Source organism: Streptococcus bovimastitidis (assembly GCF_001885095.1).
Taxonomy (GTDB): domain Bacteria; phylum Bacillota; class Bacilli; order Lactobacillales; family Streptococcaceae; genus Streptococcus; species Streptococcus bovimastitidis.
The window spans coordinates 867000-884807 of sequence record NZ_LZDD01000001.1 but is presented as its reverse complement, the minus strand read 5'-3'; the positions used below and the strand labels follow the sequence as shown (position 1 = coordinate 884807).

The window sequence follows — 17808 nt, the reverse complement described above, 5'->3', positions numbered from 1 at the left end:
CTTTCTTACGAGATACTAAGTCATTTTACCATAAAAAAAGTCTTTTGTCACTATAATTTAAAATATTTGAAAATTTAAGCACAAAATTTCAAAGTTGACAAGAAATATGCTTTCAGGATGCAATAAATTTGGTATAATTGAGTCCTATGGAAAAAATAATTGTAACAGCTACTGCTGAAAGTATTGAACAAGTAAAACAACTCTTGGCAATTGGAGTCGATCGCATTTATATTGGTGAAGAAAATTTTGGCTTACGTTTGCCATATAATTTTTCTGAAGAAGAAATACGTCAAATTGCCGACGTAGTACATGAAGCCGGAAAAGAACTTACAGTTGCTTGCAACGCATTGATGCACCAGGATATGATGGATAATATCAAACCCTTTCTGGATTTGATGAAAGAGATTCATGTTGATTACTTGGTTGTCGGAGATGCTGGTCTTTTTTATATCAATAAAAGAGATGGCTATAACTTTAAGTTAATTTATGATACATCTGTTTTTGTAACTTCAAGTCGACAAGTTAATTTTTGGGGACAACATGGCGCAGTTGAAAGTGTTTTAGCAAGAGAAATTCCATCTGAAGAGCTATTCCAACTAGCAGCAAATTTAGATTTTCCTGCAGAAGTATTAGTATATGGTGCTTCAGTTATTCACCATTCAAAACGCCCTTTGCTGGAAAATTACTACAACTTTACCCATATTGATGACCAGGTCACAAGACAACGAGGACTATTTCTTGCTGAACCAAGCGACCATGATAGTCACTATTCTGTCTATCAAGACAAACACGGAACGCATATCTTTATGAACAATGATATTGATATGATGTCCAAGTTAGGACAGCTCTATGAGCATCGATTGGGCCATTGGAAATTGGATGGAATCTATTGTCCTGGTGATAATTTTGTAGAGATTTGTCGTTTATTCTTGCAAGCCAAAGTTCTGATTGAAAATGGCCAATGGAGTTTAGAGAAAGCAGATGAGCTTGATCAAAAAGTGAAAGACTTACATCCAAAGGGTCGAGGTCTAGATACTGGCTTCTATGATTTTGACCCAAAAACAGTTAAATAAGTAACTTTTCCTTAAGTGCGAGTTTTGCTATTTCAAGGCTTGAGGAAAAATTTTTATACATAGATTTTTATCTACCTATCTTGAAAATAGAAAGAAAAAATAATGACAAATATGAAAAAAAGACCAGAGGTTCTCTCACCTGCTGGAACTCTAGAAAAATTAAAAGTTGCTATCGATTATGGTGCAGATGCCGTTTTTGTAGGTGGTCAGGCTTACGGTTTACGTAGTCGGGCAGGAAACTTTTCAATGGAAGAATTGCAAGAAGGAATAGACTACGCCCATGCTCGGGATGCTAAGGTCTATGTAGCTGCAAATATGGTTACCCATGAAGGTAACGAAATCGGTGCTGGCGAGTGGTTCCGCCAATTACGTGATATGGGCTTAGATGCTGTTATCGTTTCAGATCCAGCCTTAATTGTTATTTGTTCAACTGAAGCCCCTGGCTTAGAAATTCACCTTTCTACTCAAGCTTCATCAACCAACTATGAAACCTTTGAATTTTGGAAAGAAATGGGCTTGACCCGTGTTGTTTTAGCCCGGGAAGTTAATATGGCTGAGCTATCTGAAATCCGTAAACGGACCGATGTGGAAATTGAAGCCTTTGTTCACGGAGCTATGTGTATCTCATATTCAGGCCGCTGTGTTCTGTCAAACCATATGAGTCATCGTGATGCTAACCGTGGTGGCTGCTCACAGTCTTGTCGTTGGAAATACGATTTATATGATATGCCATTTGGTTCTGAACGTCGTTCTTTGAAGGGTGAAATACCAGAGGAGTATTCCATGTCTTCAGTGGATATGTGTATGATTAATCATATACCTGACTTGATCGAAAATGGTGTTGACAGCTTAAAAATTGAAGGCCGAATGAAATCAATTCATTACGTGTCAACTGTGACTAACTGTTATAAAGCTGCCGTTGATGCCTACATGGAAAGTCCAGAAAAATTCCATGCTATCAAAGAGGAACTTATTGACGAACTTTGGAAGGTTGCACAGAGAGAATTAGCGACAGGTTTCTATTACGGAACTCCTACTGAGAACGAGCAACTCTTCGGTGCCCGCCGTAAAATACCACAATATAAATTTGTCGGCGAAGTTGTCGCTTTTGACGATGACACAATGACCGCAACCATCCGTCAACGCAATGTTATCCATGAAGGTGATCGTATTGAGTTTTACGGACCGGGTTTCCGTCATTTTGAAACAATCGTGACAGACCTTCATGATGAAGATGGCAATAAAATTGACCGTGCACCAAATCCAATGGCTCTCTTAACTATTAGTTTACCGCAAGCTGTGAAGCCTGGTGATATGATTAGAGCTTGTAAAGAAGGACTTGTCAACCTCTATAAAAAAGATGGCAGTAGCCAAACTGTAAGAGCATAATAAAAAATGATGCTAGAAGAGCTTAATTTGCTCTTTCTACCATCATTTTTATTTTGTCTGAGGTAAGGGACTTATTTTTTCAATATCAGCTAAATTGATTATCGAAGTCAATTTGTTTTGATTATTTTTGAAAACAATTTGTTCTTCACCTTTATCATATTTAAGAATAATACCAGTATAACTTTTTTTATTGGCAATAAGATGGACTGGTACTTGCTCACTTACTGCCTTTTTAATCTTCGTAATAAGTTGGTTATGGTTTAATGAAATTTTATCATGTTTTTCTCTAGGTTTACTTTCTATAAAATCGATAAGGTGGTCTTTGATAATAGTCATAAATGATTTCATAGCTAAATTCCTTTTTTCTTGTTAAAATAGTTTTATAGTATTTTACCTTAAATCATAAAATTTTTAAAGAAATAGCAATTTTTTCAAAAGATTTTCGAATCTACTATTAGGAGGATAAAAATGGCTGAATTTACATTTACAATAGAAGAACATTTATTAACCCTTTCTGAAAGTGAGAAGGGTTGGACAAAGGAATTAAATCGTGTCTCCTTTAATGGGGCAGAAGCTAAATGGGATATCAGAACCTGGAGTCCAGATCACACCAAGATGGGAAAAGGAGTTACTTTAAGTAACGAAGAGTTTGACAAGTTGGTTAAAGCTTTTAAAGAAAACTAAAATGTTCTTCAATCTAAAAAAATAACCTAGATATCATCTAGGTTATTTTTTATCTTTGTGGATAAAAATACAATAGAAAAAATTTTCTAAATTATTTGACAATTTATAAGTCTAGTGATATGATTGAATGCATAACTTATTTATTAAAAGTTAAGAAAATAATAGGAGCTATTTTTATGAAGGAATGGAAAAAATATGCAAGTTTAGGGCTTGTGGCACTTTCAACAGTGACTCTGGTTGCTTGTGGTGGACAGTCTAAGGAAACCAAGACTGGCTCAAAAGATGTGATTAACTGGTACACACCGACTGAAATCATTACATTAGACATCTCAAAAAATACTGACCGGTATTCTGCAATGGCCATTGGAAATTCTGGTAGTAATTTACTCCGTGTTGGTAAAGATGGAAAATTAGTCGCAGATTTAGCTAAAAAAGTCGATATTTCAGAAGATGGTAAAACTTATACAGCTACATTACGAGATGGTCTCAAATGGTCGGATGGATCTGATTTAACAGCTGAAGACTTTGTTTATACATGGCAACGGATGGTTGATCCTAAAACAGCTTCTGAGTATGCTTATTTAACAACAGATGCTCATTTGAAAAATGCTGATAAGATTCTGTCAGGCGAAATCAAAGATTTTAGTCAATTAGGTGTCAAAGCAGAAGGGAATAAAATCATTTTTACTTTAGACACACCAGCACCACAGTTTGAAAGCTTACTGTCATTCTCTAACTTTGTTCCTCAGAAAAAAGCCTTTGTTGAACAGGCCGGCAAAGATTATGGAACTAATTCAGACAAACTCATTTACTCAGGTCCTTATACTGTTAAAGACTGGAATGGAACGAGTGGTAGTTTCAAACTAGTTAAAAACAAATATTATTGGAATGCTAAAAAAGTAAAAACAAAAACAATCAATGTACAAACGGTTAAAAAACCTGATACAGCAGTCCAAATGTACAAACAGGGACAATTGGATTTTGCTAATATCTCAGGTACTTCAGCAATCTTTAATGCTAATAAGAATAATAAAGATATGATTGAAATTGCTGAAGCCCGAGCTGATTATATTGTTTACAATGAAACTGGTTCTGTTAAAGCTTTAACTAATGCTAAAATTCGTAAGGCACTTAACTTAGCTACAGACCGTGAAGGTTTGGTTAAAGCAGCTGTTGATACTGGGTCTAAAGCAGCAAAAGCCCTAGCACCAGTAGGTTTGGAAAAACTAACTGATGGGACAGATTTAAGTGAACATGTTGCTCAACCATACTCTTATAATAAGGAAGAAGCAGCTAAATTATTTAAAGAAGGTTTGCAAGAACTTGGAGTGGATAAGCTAACCTTAACAATGGAAGCTGATTCTGATAATCCGGCTAAAAAAGCAGCTGTTGATTACCTAAAAGAAGCTTGGGAAAAGAATCTACCTGGATTCACTCTTGAAGAAAAATTTGTAACCTTTAAACAACGCCTAAAAGATACTAGCAACCAAAACTTTGAAATTGCCTTTGTTAGTTGGGGTGGTGATTATCCAGAAGGTTCAACATTCTATGGATTATTCACAACAACATCTGATTACAACTATGGTAAAATTGCTAGTCCAGAATACGACAAAGCCTATAAAGAAGCTTTGACTACTCATGCTTTAGACAAAGATGCAGCTGCTGATGATTACAAAGCCGCAGAAAAAGCCCTATATGAAGGTGCTCATTATAACCCACTTTATAATCTTTCTAACGCAGGCTTACAAAATCCAAACATTAAAGGCTTGGTTCGTAACTCAACTGGTCTCGATGTAGACTTCTCTCAAGCCTATAAAACAAAATAAAAAATAAGACCTTAGGGTCTTATTTTTTTAGGCGATCAGCAAGGCCAATTAAGATGAGGATAAAACCTAAAATCAAGAAGACCATCTTATGATTACTTAATCCATAAATGATAAAAATAGCAGCTGAAAGATAGGAAATGTATTCTTTTTTCATAATAACTCCTTTAAGAAACTTTCTCTTATTGTACCATAAATTGGCCATTCACTCCTAACAATCACAGTTGACCTGGCAACAAGATAAGTCCTCCAAATACATTTGATTTGCCTTGAAAAAGCGACTTCTTCTGGATTTAAGGTCCAATTTTCACGTTTTGCCATTTCAGCAATGACTGGTAAAAAGCGTTGATGGAATTTATAAATATAACAAAAAATGGTTTGTCCCTGTCTCAAACTAGGGCCAATTAAGAAACAATTGTCTTGAACGGTAGATTCATCCTTTTCATTGACTTTGGGTAATTGCTGAGCATCATAGTCAAAGAGGTCAATGCCATCAATTAAGTGACAACAGTTGCGAAATCCGGTTGCTAAAATAGGTTTATGATGACTATTGGTGCATGACCCATCCTCAAAAGTCACATGATAAATCTGCTTAATTAGTTCAATCTTGCGAGCTTTTTTACCTTCCTTAATGTGAATATGGTATTTAGGGTCTGACTGAATATATTTCAGTCTTTCTTTTGTTATCGGTGACAGAGAAATACTTGGGTCGGGATTATCTTCTTTAGCCCCAAAACAATCAGTGAAAAGATGAACCTCATTACCTAAGTATGCTAGATGGGTTAAGGCATCACAAGCACTCTCATTTCCGCCAATAATGATAAAGGGTTTGTCAGAAGTGACATAGAAATGCTCAACATGGCCGTAGTGCATAGCCAGTTCGGCCCCTTGAATACCGGTGGTATCTGGATTTTGAAATTCACCCGTAGCAACAATCAGATACTTTGCTTGATAGAGTCCCAGACTGGAATCAATTTGATAAGAATCATTTGATTTATTAATCTTTGTAACCTGACAGTTTTCTTGTACAGTGATACCATATGTTTTAGCAACTAATCTTAAATATTGAGCATATTCTTTACCAGAAAGAAGTTCCTTTTCAAATGAAAAAGCAGGAGAAGTGTCTGGTACAACAGCATTCATATCCGGAAAACCAAATCCATTACTGGTAAAAGAAGGGGTAATGAATTGTGTCGTTTTTGGCCACTTTTGAAAACTATCGCCTATGATTCCTTTTTCTAAAATAATATAGTCTTTGATTCCAAGACATTCTAAACTTGCTGCAAAGCCAATCCCAGCTGCACCGGACCAATGATAATAATCTTATAGTTCTTCATACAATCTCCTTGACAAAAATAAAAAACTGCTTTAAAATACTTAACCAGTTAAGCAAAAACCAGTCTCAGTTTAACAAAAGAATTTTAGTTTGTAAAGGATGGTTACTTGTGTTTCTATTTATTTGTATCTTAATGATGTGGTTAATGATTTTTGGCGTAGGGGTGACCTATTATGCCAATCTTTCTGGAAGCCTAAGTGGAAAAATCATTTTCCAGTTTGTTATCCTCATTCTAATATCCTCTTTAGCATGGTTGGTCTCTGGGGTTATGGTTTTTCCTTCAGAACTAGTCTTTGGTCGGTACTTTTTGCCGGAAACATAAAATTGAAAGATAGTCTTGAAACTTTCTTTCAACTCTGTTTCTTTCTTTATGCTATCGTAATGCTTGTCGGTTCTGTTATGGATCGTTTAAGAACTGGCCAGCTAATCTTACTCGGAGTGCTTTGGATGACTTTTGTCTACTGTCCACTAGCCTACCTGATTTGGAATCCAGAGGGCTTCCTTGCACAGCTAGGTGCTCTAGATTTTTCAGGTGGTATCGTTGTCCATCTATCAGCGGGTGTTTCAAGTTTGGTTTTAGCACTTTTGGTTGGACCAAGTCGTCACCTGCATAATGACCCAGTAGAAGTGAAGTGGCATTATCTTGGAATGCTTTTAATTACTCTTGGCTGGTTTGGCTTTAATGCCGGCCCTGTAGGTGAGTTAAATCAGCAAGCAGGTCAGGTTCTGATAAATAGTCTCCTTGCCATTATAGCTGGCGGTCTTAGCTGGTCAGTAGCGGGAATTCTTAATTGAGAGGCAAGAATCAGCCTCAGCTGTCTTAAATGGAATGGTTGTTGGATTGGTCACTAGCACAGCTGGTGTAGGCTATCTTGCTCCCTGGCAAATGCTTTTGATTGTCATTATTTCTTCGACCTTATCATATTTAACCATGTGGCAACTTAGACTAAAAAACTTAGTTGATGATGTGGTTGATTCTTTCGCCTTGAATGGAGTTGGTGGTTTTTGTGGTTCACTAGGAATTCTTATCTTCTATCCAAGTCACATCATAGGTCAATCATTTTCGATTTTAATAACTATTTTCTTATCACTTCTAATGACATGGCTCATTGCCAAGGTCTGTCGATTGGGAAAGTTTTAACCTAATCGCTTTTTGGAAAGGCTTGATTTAAACAATTTTCTCATATGTAACAGAATGCAATTGACGCTTCATCATCTGACAGTAATTGTTAAAGACTTTTTCGATTTCTTTTTTATCTTTTTTGCTAAAAGCTGTTAAATAATTTACTGTAAAACGAATATCTTTCTTACTGACTTTAAAAGTCCAGGTAGCCTGTAACTGTCCCTTTTTCAAGATTAAGGCGGAAATCTGGCCGGCTTTTTTCCAGACTAGGGGAGCTAAACTTGGTGGAATGAGTAAGTCTTTATGATTGTAAGCAATCAGTAAGGGATCAAATTTTCCAATCACTAAAATATTTGGTAAGTCAAATTCAGGTTTTAAGGCTTGATAGTAATAAGTCATCTTGTTAAAGCTTAGTGACTTACTGTTTGGTAATGGGATATTGGCTATTTCTGACACTCTTAATCCGAAAAAGTGAGCTGCATCTGACAAAGTAGCAGGGCCATAGAAGGCAAAGTAGGCTTCTAGTAGCTGACTTTCAAGGTGCAGATTTACTTCGGAGGGTAGATTATCCCAAAAAACCAAACGATCCTTTTCTTGAGGATGCCACTTATGATAGAGTTGGCCTTTACGGGAATGGAGTAAGAAGAGAGCACTCCATTGGAAAAGAACTTTACTATGGGGTTGAAATTTTTCTAGGAGGACTTTTCGTTCTAAAGGATTTAGCAATTGTTTGGCTAATTGTTTCTGGAGCTCTTCCAGATGGTGGCCTTCCTGGCTCAGGTAATTTTCCGGCCATAATTTTTGGTGATCTAAAAAGCGACAAATGGCTTTCCATTGCTCATAAGCAAAAAAGTGATAGGTTTGCCGTTGTCCCCAAGCTAGGATAGCATTTTTGGCAAGGCTGTCGAAGCTTTGTTGCTGGTCTTTTGGTAATCGGATAGCGATATTAAAAAGGGCATGATTGAGGTATTGGGCTTGGATACCTAAAGATTTTTCCAAGAGCTCTTCAGGTGATGTGAATGGTTCAAGTAAACCGTGGTTATTAAAGCGATTGGCTAAGAGTAAATCTCTGGTGATGTCCATGACACTAACTTTCTTCATAATATTTTTGAAAATCTAATAATTCATTATAGCATAGGAAGACAGAGAAATGTGGGCTGCTCTTGCTATAAGTATTTGAAAAGCCTGACAATAAAGGATATAATGGCAGTAGGAGGATAGCTTATGTCACTTAAATTAATGCTCTTAGCGGTGGTTATTGGAATTTTACTTTTTGTCATTCTTTTTATGAAAACACGTATTAAAGAACAAGAAGAAATGATACCGGGTGCTGCCTTTCCAAATGAAAATGAACCTGTAAAAGCTGCCGAAATCTCAGATGAACTCAAAGCAAAACTGATGATGCTCAAAGAGTCTGGTCAACTGATTAAAGCCATCAAAATCTTAAGGGATCATACTGGAATGGATTTGAAATCGGCCAAAGAATATGTTGAAAATTTATAAGCCAGCAAAAAAGCCACTAATTTCTATTAGTGGCTCTCTTTTTTTATAGATTTTTCATGGTTGGGAATAGTAGAACATCGCGAATTGTTGTTGTATCGGTTAACAACATGCAAAGTCTATCAATACCAATACCTAAACCACCTGTCGGTGGCATACCATATTCTAGAGCTTCAACGTAATCGTAGTCAATACCAGTTGCCTCATCGTCACCCATTTCCTTAGCCTTAGCTTGCGCTTCGAAACGAGCTAATTGGTCAATCGGATCGTTCAACTCCGTGAATGCATTTGCGTATTCTTTCGTAACGATGAACAATTCAAAACGGTCAGTGAAACGAGCATCGTCAGCATTTTTCTTAGCCAATGGTGATACTTCAACGGGATGTCCATAAACAAATGTAGGTTGGATAAGTGTTTCTTCAACAAATTCTTCAAAGAAAGCATTGATGATATGACCAACACTAGTGAAATGAGATTCAAGTGGCACATGTTTTTCTTTTGCTAAATCGCGTGCTTCCTCAACTGACATTTCTTTCCAGAAATCAATTCCTGTAACTTCTTTGATAGCATCAACCATGTGAATACGTTTAAAAGATTTATTGATTCGGATTTCTTGTCCTTGATAATCAATTGGACCATCACCTTTAACGGCCTTAGCAGCATGCTGGATAATACCTTCAGTTAAGTTCATGATGTCTTGGAAGTCTGCATAAGCTTCGTATACTTCAATCGACGTAAACTCTGGATTATGGGTCGCATCCATTCCCTCATTACGGAAGATACGACCAATTTCATAAACACGTTCCATACCACCAACAATTAAACGTTTCAAGTGAAGTTCAGTTGCGATACGAAGCACCATATCAATATTTTGAGCATTATGGTGAGTGATGAATGGACGAGCAGCTGCACCGCCAGCTTCATTGTGAAGAACAGGAGTTTCAACTTCTAAGAAATCCTTACCATCTAAGTAGCGGCGAATTTCAGAAATAATTTTTGACCGCGTGATGAAGCGGTCAAAGCTTTCACGGTTGGAAATTAAATCTAAATGACGTTTACGGTAAATGGTTTCAATATCAGTTAAGCCATGGAATTTTTCAGGTAGTGGGCGAAGGGCTTTTGATAAATGGGTTAAATGAGTGGCTTTGATGGACAACTCACCCATATCAGTACGCATGATTTCGCCTTCAACTCCAAGAAAATCACCTAAGTCAGCTTTTTTGAAAATATCATAGTTTTCTTCGCCAACGGAGTCTTTACGAACATAGATTTGGATTTGGCCTTGACGGTCTTGGATATGAGCAAAACCAACTTTTCCTTTACCACGCTTGGTCATGAGACGACCAGCGATGATAGCTGTTTCGTTTAATTCGTGTAAGTCTTCTTTTGATTTGTCAGCAAATTTTGCTTTTAATTGTTCAGAATTGGCTGTTCTTTCGAATCGTTTTCCAAATGGATCGATGCCTTTTTCTGCCAAAGCCGTCATTTTTTCACGACGGACAATCTCTTGGTCATTTAATTCTTCGATATGTTGATTTGACATGAGTTCCTCCAATAAGTTTTCCCTTTTATTGTAACATAAATGACTCTAGAATACACCCTATTTTTCCTTGGAATCAATGCCTTAGAAGGAGATTAAACTATTTCACTATTTGAAATGAATGAGAGAAAATAGTATAATATGACAGACATTACAAATGAAAGAAAAGAGACTCATGATTACAGCCATTGTTTTTGACGTTGATGATACTATCTATGACCAGCAAGCACCCTATCGCATTGCGATGGAAAAATGCTTCCCAGACTTTAATATGGCTATGATTAATAAAGCTTATATTCGCTTTCGCCATTATTCAGATACCGGCTTTCCAAGAGTAATGGCCGGTGAATGGACAACTGATTATTTCCGGTTCTGGCGATGTCGTGAAACGCTTTTGGAATTTGATTACCCAGAGATTGACCAGGAAACTGGGACTTATTTCCAAGAAGTCTACGAAAAAGAACTTGAAAATATAACAATGCTAGACGAAATGCGAATGACTTTAGATTTCTTGAAATCTAAGGGTGTACCCATGGGGATCATCACCAATGGTCCGACGGAACACCAATTGAAAAAAGTGAAAAAATTAGGACTTTACGACTACGTGGATCCTAAGTGTGTAATCGTCAGTCAGGCGACCGGTTTCCAAAAACCTGAAAAAGAAATCTTTAATCTGGCTGCTGAGCAGTTTGGCATGAATCCGCAAACAACACTATATGTTGGCGATTCTTACGACAATGATATTATGGGGGCTTTTCATGGGGGCTGGCATTCCATGTGGTTTAACCATCGTGGCAGAAGCTTAAAATCGGGAACTAAGCCAGTTTATGATGTTGCTATTGATAACTTTGAGCAACTCTTTGGAGCAGTTAAAGTTCTCTTTGATTTACCTGATAATAAATTTATCTTTGATATCAATGATAAGAAAAACCCTATTTTAGAAATGGGTCTGAACAATGGTTTAATGATTGCGGCAGAGCGTCTGCTTGAAAGCAATATAAGCATTGATAAAGTAGTGATGTTATTACGTTTGACTAAGAGTCAGGAAAAAGTTCTTCGTTTGAAATATGCTAAATAAAAAAGAGAGTTGCTTTGCAACTCTCTTTTTTGTCTATTAGTGAATTTTATCGTCTAAGTAGGATTTGTCGTTCCAGAGGAGGCAGTTGAAATTTTCAAAATCCTCTGTTTCTAAGACTGTTAAGCTTAGATTTTTTAGACCACCTTGTGCTCTAAGTAAAGCTGGTTCATAGCCTAGTAATGAACGGATTGATGCCGTTAAGTTAGCTCCATGACCAACAATTAAGACATGTTCAACCTTTTTATCTGCAAAGGTTTTAATAAAGTTTTTCACACGAGTGGTTGTTTGATAAATCGATTCGGCTTCAAATTGACGGTCGTTAAACTTTGCCAAATTATGTTGAAAAGCTGACATCTGGCTGGGATAAATGGCAGTCATAGTGGCAATTTTTGCACCTTCTAATTTGCCCAATTGCCATTCTCTCAGGTCTTGGCTATAGTTAATGTCTAAGTCAAGTTCAGCAGCGTCAGCTAAGAGTTGAGCTGTTTTTTGGGCACGCATCAAATCACTGGAATAGATGGTATCCAAAGGAATATTTTTCAAGAAATGGCCTAAAGCTTCAATTTCCTGATAAGATTCTTCTAAGAGTGGCGAGTCACCCGAAGCTCCTTGGAAGCGTCCTTCCAAATTCCATTCGGTTTTCCCGTGGCGAACAAAATAAAATTTCATTGCAAAAATTCCTTTATACTGATATGATTCTTGCCCCAAATGGGAAGAGGCTTAGTTTTGCGAGTTTTAATGATTGAATGGCAAAAGGGATGCCGACAATTGTAAGGCATAAGGCAATGGCTGAGGTTAAGTGCATAGCAGCTAATGACCAGCCAAAGAGGATAATCCAAATGATATTGAAGAGGAGACTTGTTGACGATTGACCAATTTCAATGTCTTTTCCAAATGGGAAGAGGCCGAAGTTGCCAATTTTAAAACATTGAAGCCCTAAGGGAAGAAAGACGATTGTGATGCAAAGAAGGACACCTAAAAGTGACCATGCTAGCCATGCCCATAGGCCTGAGAAGAGGAACCAAATAAGATTACCTAAAAATTTCATAATTACTCCTTAATTTCAGCAAATTCTGCTTCCACAAAATTGGCTAATTCTTGACTATTAATTTTTATGGAACGACCGAGCTCGCCTGCAGAAACAATGAGACTTCCTTTTTCCAAAGCAATCTTATCAATGTAAATTGGAAAGGAGTGTTTTTGATGTATTCCGACAGGGTTGTTGGCACCATGAATATAACCTGTTATTTTTTGAAGGTCTTTTTGGGGAATCATGCTCACTTTCTTATTGCCAGATACTTTTGCTAATTTCCTTTCTGATAAATGCTCAGTAAGCGGGAGAATTCCAATGACTGGTCCGGTTTTATCTCCTGATAAAGCCAAAGTTTTATAGATATCCTCTTTTTGAATATCATCTGGGAGTTCGTTCTTAAGGGCATTTAAAGCTAAGCTTTGATAACTGATATTGGCCTTATCTAAAATTTGTTCAACTAAGGTTTTTTTTAGTTTATTCTTTTTCGCCATATAGTCTTCCTTTAAAAAATAAAAAAATGGTATAAAAATTATTATACCACTTTTTTTGTATAGGGTTAAGAGCTTGATTAGTTTAATCTTTAGGTGCGAAAAATTGTTTTTGAGTTTGCATTAAAATAAAGATTGCGATAACTACGAAAATTAAGGTTAGTAATCCGGCTGTTCCGTTTACGGTAAATGAATACCAAACGGCTGACATTCCTTTAGGAGCATAAGAAGCCCAGAAAATAACGCCAGCTATGAAGTGGAAGATGTAACGAACAGTTACGGCGAAGATTGCACCTAGTAAAGCAAAGCTGATGGCCTTTTTAGAATTATTTTGTTCAATGGCATCTTTAACTTGAACAGAAAACAATCCAGCTAAGCCCATAGCAATAAAAGCAATAATGTATTCGATTAAGACTTGAGACATGCTGAGATAGTATACTTTACCAAGTACGAAATGAAGAAGTCCCCAAATGAGTCCAGCAAGAAGTCCATATTTTAGACCACGACGAAGACTAAATAAAACAAGTGGAATTGCGCCAAATGATGGGGTAAACCATGAGGCAAAATCAGGAATGAATGATAGTACCATAGCTAGAGCAGCGAAAATTGCGGCTTCGACTAAATACTTAATCTGTTTATTTTGAGACATAAAAAAACTCCTTTTTCTTCACAAAAAGAGCCTGAATTCATTTTGATTGAGTTCAAGTTCACAATCCCTACGCTTGTACTAACAAGATCAGGTTGTCAGGATTTCGCAAATGCGATCTCAGCTAAAGCACTCCTTTGTGACATATATTATTTTTTCTAATTATAATATTTTTTCTAATAAACTGTCAAGGAGATGATTTTAAAAAGACCTTGAGGTCATTTTTGTTTTCCAAAAAGTTTCTCATAGGTCTTTTTTGTATCTTTATTAACAGCTATTTGGTTTAAATCAAGTGGTTTATCAAAGCCAGGTAGATAGCCTTGAGAAGTATATTGATGTAAATCATAGTCTAATTTTGTATCAGGAGCAGCTTCATAATATCCAGAGTCGCTTCCATAAGTTGGAATCCAAACAGCATCGAATCCTTTAGTTGAAATATTTTGTTCTGCCATAAAATAGGTTCCAATATAAAGTCCGATATTCTCAGCTCCTAATCGTTCCAATTCCTCTCGAAAGGCTGTTACTCCTTTATTCATATCTTTCATGGTTGCTTCTTCGACATCAATCCAATAATAGGTTGGGTTGTAAGGAGAAGCATTTTTGTAAAAGGCTCTTGCTTCGGCACGCATTTCTTTAGTACTTGAGCCTAAGGCGTAGCTATAAACAGCAACAGGTATTTTACGCTTCTGAAATTCTTTAATGTGGGTCTTGAATGATTTATCAATTCCAGTTGTGTAGGCAGCATTATTTTTGGAAGTGATTTGAGACCCTCCAAATACTCGGACGATGGCGCCCGAAATGTTTTTTGATAAGGTATCATAATCAATATCTCTTGGTAATTGCCAACCTGAGACATCGACGATTGGATTTATGATAAATTCTTCGGTGTCTGTAGTGCTTGATGTTTTTGTTTCTTCTTTGCTAGAAATGATTGGAACATTTGATTTTGCGAGTTTTAGCTCAGTTTCCTTTAATTGGTCTGTATGTGTTTTGCCAATCACTAATAAAAGTGCAAATAAGAGAAAAAAAACCAGCACAACTATCGGTTTTATTCTTCTTCTCATTATTGATATTGTACCTTAATTGCTTTAAAAAATCAAAACTTCCTAACTATATTCTTATATTATCTTACAATTTAAGCTAAAATTGGGAAAATGTCTGAAAAATTCCTTAGGAGTGTCCTTATACCTTTACTCAATTTTTTGTGATAAGTGATATAGAAAAATTGTTTCTTTTTATTAATAGCTGAATTACCTCTAACCGTATTTAAAATAAGAAAATAATGATAATTTTCTTATCTTAGTTTTAATTAACAGTTTTTTATCCTTTCCTTATCTAGCATTTTTTCTGTCTTTCTGTCATAATAGTAAAAAACACTGAAAGGTTCGCATATGACTTCAAAACAAATGGCTCGAATTGCCATTTTAGCAGCTTTGGCTTTTGTCCTCAGAATGACGTTTTCGCATTTGCCAAATATTCAACCCATTTCAGCTCTTTTTTTACTAACAACTTTAATGATGGGTTATTATGAAGCTATTTTAGCCATGATTATCTCTATTTTACTAAGTTCTTTTCTATTAGGATTTGGTCCTTGGGTTTTCTGGCAAATAACAGCATTTATTATGATTATGACAATTTGGCGTTTTTTACTTTATCCTTTGACAAAGAAAATTAAAGGTCCAGAAATTGTCATGCAGTCACTTTTTGCAGCTATTTTAGCATTCTTTTATGGTTTGATCATTGATTCTTGTTTTGCTTATCTATATAGTATGCCTTGGTGGTCTTATCTTTTAGCAGGTACTGTCTTTAATGGTTTACACGCAATTTCAACCTTTCTCTTTTATCCAATCTTATTAACAATTTTTCGGAGGGTTTTTAATGACAAAGTATTTTAAATGGTTTTTAATTTTCGTTAGTTTAGTGTCTTTATCGGCTTGTAGTGAAAAAAATTCTGACAAAGTCTCAACTAAAGAAGAAAAAGTTGTGCGATTAATTGTTAAAGAGGATACAAATAAAATCGATGAGAAGGTTAGCTTCAAAAAAGGGGATACGGTAATGGATGTCCTTAAAGCTAATTACAAGGTCAAGGAAAAAGATGGTTTTATTATAGCTATTGATGGTTATGCTCAAAAACCAAAAGAAAAGACTTATTGGTTTTATAAGGTAAATGGGAAAATAGCCACGAAAGCTGCCAATGCTTTAAAAGTCAAAAAGGGTGATAAGATTTATTTCTATATGGAAAAAATCAAATAAAAATAGAACCAGGGACAGTGTCCTTGGTTCTTTGATTCTATTTTTCAATGTGATTGCTGTAGTCGATAATTTGATCAACGGTTTGGTTTAAGAACTGAATGGTATCACGGAGTGGCTTGTCAGTTGAAATATCGGCATTGATTAAAAGGGCTGTTTCAAGTGGTGTTTTGCTTCCACCGGATTTCAAGAATTCAAGCCATTCTTGTGCGCCATTTGGATTGTTTTTTAGGTTTAAATAGCCAGCTGTTGAGATAACGAGCCCTGCAGAATAAGTATAACTATATAAGCCCATGTAATAGTGAGCTTGACGCATCCAGGTAAGGGCTGCATCATCATCAATTTCAATAGCATCCCCCCAGAATTCTGTTAGCACAGCCTTCATAAACTCGTTTAATTTTTCCGCGCCAAATGTTCCACCATTTTCAATTAACTGGTATACTTTTCGCTGGAAAGCGGCTTCTAATAAATGGGTAATGAAATTGTGGAAGTAGGTATCTGTTAAGCGATGAGCTAGGGCAAAGCGTTTTTGACGGGCGTCTTCAAATTGATTTTCCAAGTAATCGGAAAGAAGTAATTCGTTGAAAGTAGAAGGTGCTTCAACATAATAGGTTGACATGTGAGTGTTGAAGTAGGATTGATTATTATCTGAGAAGATAAACTGTCCTGAATGCCCAATTTCATGAATCAAGGTATAGACATCTGACATGCGACCTGTCCAAGACATGAGGATATAAGGATGCACTTTATATGGATCGGCAGCGTAGCCACCAGAATCTTTATTTTCATTGGCAGCAAAATCAACCCAACGTTCTGTTTGATAACGGGCGATTTCTTGGCAGTATTCTTGACCAAGTGGTTGGATGGATTTCATGACAAAATCATAGGCATCGTTGATACTCACTTGTGGATTTAAGTCGTTATCAATATCCAACTTCCAGTCAGCAAAGGTCATTTTTTCCAGGCCATTTACTTGGGCGACGTGTTTAAGGTATTTTTGAGCCACTGGACCAAACTCGGTCATAATCAAGTCGATTTGACGATCAAACATGGCACGATCGACTTCTTGTTCTGCAAGAAGATAGTCGAAAACAGAATCATATCCTCGCATGTCGGCCATTAATTTTTCAGATTTGACTTTTGCTAAATAGGCAGCGGCAGCAGCATTTTGATGCTTGCGAAGCCCAGCAGAGAATGAGCGGAAAGATTTTTCGCGAATAGCTTGGTCTTCGTGGTTTTGATAGAAATTCTCATAAGAAACAAAACTATTGGGATAGCTTTTGCCCTCAACTTCAAAAGGCTCCATTTCGAAGTCACCAGCACGCATTTTAGTGTAAATATCATAAGGTGCATTCATAACTTCGCGAAGGTTGGTCATTGCTTGTTCAACTTCTGGGGCCAGTAGGTGTTGCTTTCGCAATTTAGCTTGACGGATTGTAGATCTAAAGTATTCGACCTCTTCTAATGCATCGAGGATAGCAGAATCAGCTTGAGCTAGGCTAGAATCAAAAAAGCTCAGAGCAACAGAAGCCTTTGTAACAAAATCATCACCAGCTTGCGCGATTTCAGCGAATTCTTCATTAGAAAAATCAGTTGTTTGTGGCATAAAAGCATAAGTTTCAATATGACTGATTTGAATGTAGATATGTTCAATTTCATATAGGGCTTGTTCAAAGTCTTCTTTGGTGTTTAAGTGCCCTTCATAGTTTTTCTTGAATGTTTGAACATCATCCAAAGCTTTCTCGATGGCTAGAAGGAAATCTTGTCGATCCTTGTAAAGAGCTGTTAAATCCCATAATTCATTTTCGGGAAATGTAGAGCGTTTTTTGAGTTCCATGCTTATCT

Annotated in this window: 20 protein-coding genes, 1 pseudogene and 1 riboswitch; of the genes and pseudogenes, 10 read left to right on the top strand and 11 right to left on the bottom strand. The window is 36.5% G+C overall.

The features are described from left to right. The first annotated feature begins 146 nt into the window (after nt 1-146). Both A9Q68_RS04250 and A9Q68_RS04245 read left to right on the top strand, forming a co-directional pair. Nucleotides 147-1073 (top strand): peptidase U32 family protein, encoded by a 927-nt coding sequence (locus tag A9Q68_RS04250; protein ID WP_071793439.1) that lies wholly within the window; start codon nt 147-149, stop codon nt 1071-1073. A gap of 102 nt (nt 1074-1175) precedes the next feature. Beyond that, nucleotides 1176-2462 carry a peptidase U32 family protein gene (locus A9Q68_RS04245; protein ID WP_071793438.1) on the top strand — a complete coding sequence of 429 codons (1287 nt, stop codon included), beginning with the start codon at nt 1176-1178 and terminating at the stop codon, nt 2460-2462. Between the two features lie 48 nt (nt 2463-2510). Here the strand turns inward: A9Q68_RS04245 and A9Q68_RS04240 are convergent, their stop codons facing one another. Then, nucleotides 2511-2810: a hypothetical protein gene (locus tag A9Q68_RS04240; RefSeq protein WP_071793437.1), complete on the bottom strand. Its 300-nt coding sequence runs from the start codon at nt 2808-2810 to the stop codon at nt 2511-2513. Between the two features lie 120 nt (nt 2811-2930). Here A9Q68_RS04240 and A9Q68_RS04235 point away from each other — a divergent pair, with 120 nt between their 5' ends. Both A9Q68_RS04235 and A9Q68_RS04230 read left to right on the top strand, forming a co-directional pair. Continuing rightward, nucleotides 2931-3146: a YdbC family protein gene (locus tag A9Q68_RS04235; protein ID WP_071793436.1), complete on the top strand. Its 216-nt coding sequence runs from the start codon at nt 2931-2933 to the stop codon at nt 3144-3146. A 176-nt stretch (nt 3147-3322) separates the two neighbouring features. Further along, the gene (locus A9Q68_RS04230) at nt 3323-4972 is read left to right on the top strand and encodes a peptide ABC transporter substrate-binding protein (RefSeq protein WP_071793435.1); all 1650 of its coding nucleotides are present in this window, start codon (nt 3323-3325) and stop codon (nt 4970-4972) included. A 19-nt stretch (nt 4973-4991) separates the two neighbouring features. On the opposite strand, the gene A9Q68_RS11060 is transcribed toward A9Q68_RS04230, so the two are convergent. Continuing rightward, nucleotides 4992-5126, bottom strand: coding sequence for a hypothetical protein (locus A9Q68_RS11060; protein WP_276204038.1), 135 nt, complete (start codon nt 5124-5126; stop codon nt 4992-4994). Between the two features lie 54 nt (nt 5127-5180). Next, nucleotides 5181-6306, bottom strand: a pseudogene (locus A9Q68_RS04225) (NAD(P)/FAD-dependent oxidoreductase). Nucleotides 6307-6404: 98 nt separating this feature from the next. On the opposite strand from A9Q68_RS04225, the gene A9Q68_RS11055 reads away from it, so the two are divergent. Both A9Q68_RS11055 and A9Q68_RS11050 read left to right on the top strand, forming a co-directional pair. Continuing rightward, nucleotides 6405-7100, top strand: a complete 696-nt coding sequence (locus A9Q68_RS11055) for an ammonium transporter family protein (RefSeq protein ID WP_338061957.1) — start codon at nt 6405-6407, stop codon at nt 7098-7100. Continuing rightward, nucleotides 7096-7446 carry a hypothetical protein gene (locus A9Q68_RS11050; protein ID WP_276204044.1) on the top strand — a complete coding sequence of 117 codons (351 nt, stop codon included), beginning with the start codon at nt 7096-7098 and terminating at the stop codon, nt 7444-7446. The genes A9Q68_RS11055 and A9Q68_RS11050 overlap by 5 nt, the downstream gene beginning before the upstream one ends. 27 nt (nt 7447-7473) lie before the next feature. Here the strand turns inward: A9Q68_RS11050 and A9Q68_RS04215 are convergent, their stop codons facing one another. Continuing rightward, nucleotides 7474-8511: a DNA glycosylase AlkZ-like family protein gene (locus A9Q68_RS04215; protein WP_240494207.1), complete on the bottom strand. Its 1038-nt coding sequence runs from the start codon at nt 8509-8511 to the stop codon at nt 7474-7476. 141 nt (nt 8512-8652) lie between these two features. On the opposite strand from A9Q68_RS04215, the gene A9Q68_RS04210 reads away from it, so the two are divergent. Next, complete coding sequence (locus A9Q68_RS04210) at nt 8653-8931, top strand: hypothetical protein (protein WP_071793433.1); 279 nt, start codon at nt 8653-8655, stop codon at nt 8929-8931. A gap of 43 nt (nt 8932-8974) precedes the next feature. On the opposite strand, the gene lysS is transcribed toward A9Q68_RS04210, so the two are convergent. Continuing rightward, nucleotides 8975-10471, bottom strand: coding sequence for a lysine--tRNA ligase (gene lysS, locus A9Q68_RS04205; protein WP_071793432.1), 1497 nt, complete (start codon nt 10469-10471; stop codon nt 8975-8977). A 172-nt stretch (nt 10472-10643) separates the two neighbouring features. Here lysS and A9Q68_RS04200 point away from each other — a divergent pair, with 172 nt between their 5' ends. Continuing rightward, on the top strand, nt 10644-11546 hold the full coding sequence (locus A9Q68_RS04200) for an HAD family hydrolase (protein WP_071793431.1): 903 nt from the start codon (nt 10644-10646) through the stop codon (nt 11544-11546). A 36-nt stretch (nt 11547-11582) separates the two neighbouring features. On the opposite strand, the gene A9Q68_RS04195 is transcribed toward A9Q68_RS04200, so the two are convergent. From A9Q68_RS04195 to A9Q68_RS04175, 5 genes are all read right to left on the bottom strand, one after another. Next, nucleotides 11583-12215 carry a histidine phosphatase family protein gene (locus A9Q68_RS04195; protein ID WP_071793430.1) on the bottom strand — a complete coding sequence of 211 codons (633 nt, stop codon included), beginning with the start codon at nt 12213-12215 and terminating at the stop codon, nt 11583-11585. 13 nt (nt 12216-12228) lie between these two features. Further along, nucleotides 12229-12594, bottom strand: a complete 366-nt coding sequence (locus A9Q68_RS04190) for a YccF domain-containing protein (RefSeq protein ID WP_071793429.1) — start codon at nt 12592-12594, stop codon at nt 12229-12231. Nucleotides 12595-12596: 2 nt separating this feature from the next. Continuing rightward, nucleotides 12597-13070 carry an aminoacyl-tRNA deacylase gene (locus A9Q68_RS04185; RefSeq protein ID WP_071793428.1) on the bottom strand — a complete coding sequence of 158 codons (474 nt, stop codon included), beginning with the start codon at nt 13068-13070 and terminating at the stop codon, nt 12597-12599. Nucleotides 13071-13152: 82 nt separating this feature from the next. Then, a complete protein-coding gene (gene thiT, locus A9Q68_RS04180; RefSeq protein ID WP_071793427.1) occupies nt 13153-13716 on the bottom strand; it encodes an energy-coupled thiamine transporter ThiT in 564 nt (187 codons plus the stop codon). Between the two features lie 47 nt (nt 13717-13763). Beyond that, nucleotides 13764-13860, bottom strand: a riboswitch (TPP riboswitch). A gap of 71 nt (nt 13861-13931) precedes the next feature. After that, nucleotides 13932-14777 (bottom strand): glycoside hydrolase family 25 protein, encoded by an 846-nt coding sequence (locus tag A9Q68_RS04175; protein WP_071793426.1) that lies wholly within the window; start codon nt 14775-14777, stop codon nt 13932-13934. A 327-nt stretch (nt 14778-15104) separates the two neighbouring features. Here A9Q68_RS04175 and A9Q68_RS04170 point away from each other — a divergent pair, with 327 nt between their 5' ends. Together A9Q68_RS04170 and A9Q68_RS04165 are read left to right on the top strand one after the other, a co-directional pair. Next, nucleotides 15105-15608, top strand: a complete 504-nt coding sequence (locus A9Q68_RS04170) for an ECF transporter S component (RefSeq protein WP_071793425.1) — start codon at nt 15105-15107, stop codon at nt 15606-15608. Continuing rightward, nucleotides 15592-15966, top strand: coding sequence for a DUF4430 domain-containing protein (locus tag A9Q68_RS04165; RefSeq protein ID WP_071793424.1), 375 nt, complete (start codon nt 15592-15594; stop codon nt 15964-15966). The genes A9Q68_RS04170 and A9Q68_RS04165 overlap by 17 nt, the downstream gene beginning before the upstream one ends. 37 nt (nt 15967-16003) lie before the next feature. On the opposite strand, the gene pepF is transcribed toward A9Q68_RS04165, so the two are convergent. After that, nucleotides 16004-17800: an oligoendopeptidase F gene (gene pepF, locus A9Q68_RS04160; RefSeq protein ID WP_071793423.1), complete on the bottom strand. Its 1797-nt coding sequence runs from the start codon at nt 17798-17800 to the stop codon at nt 16004-16006. Nucleotides 17801-17808: the final 8 nt, after the last annotated feature.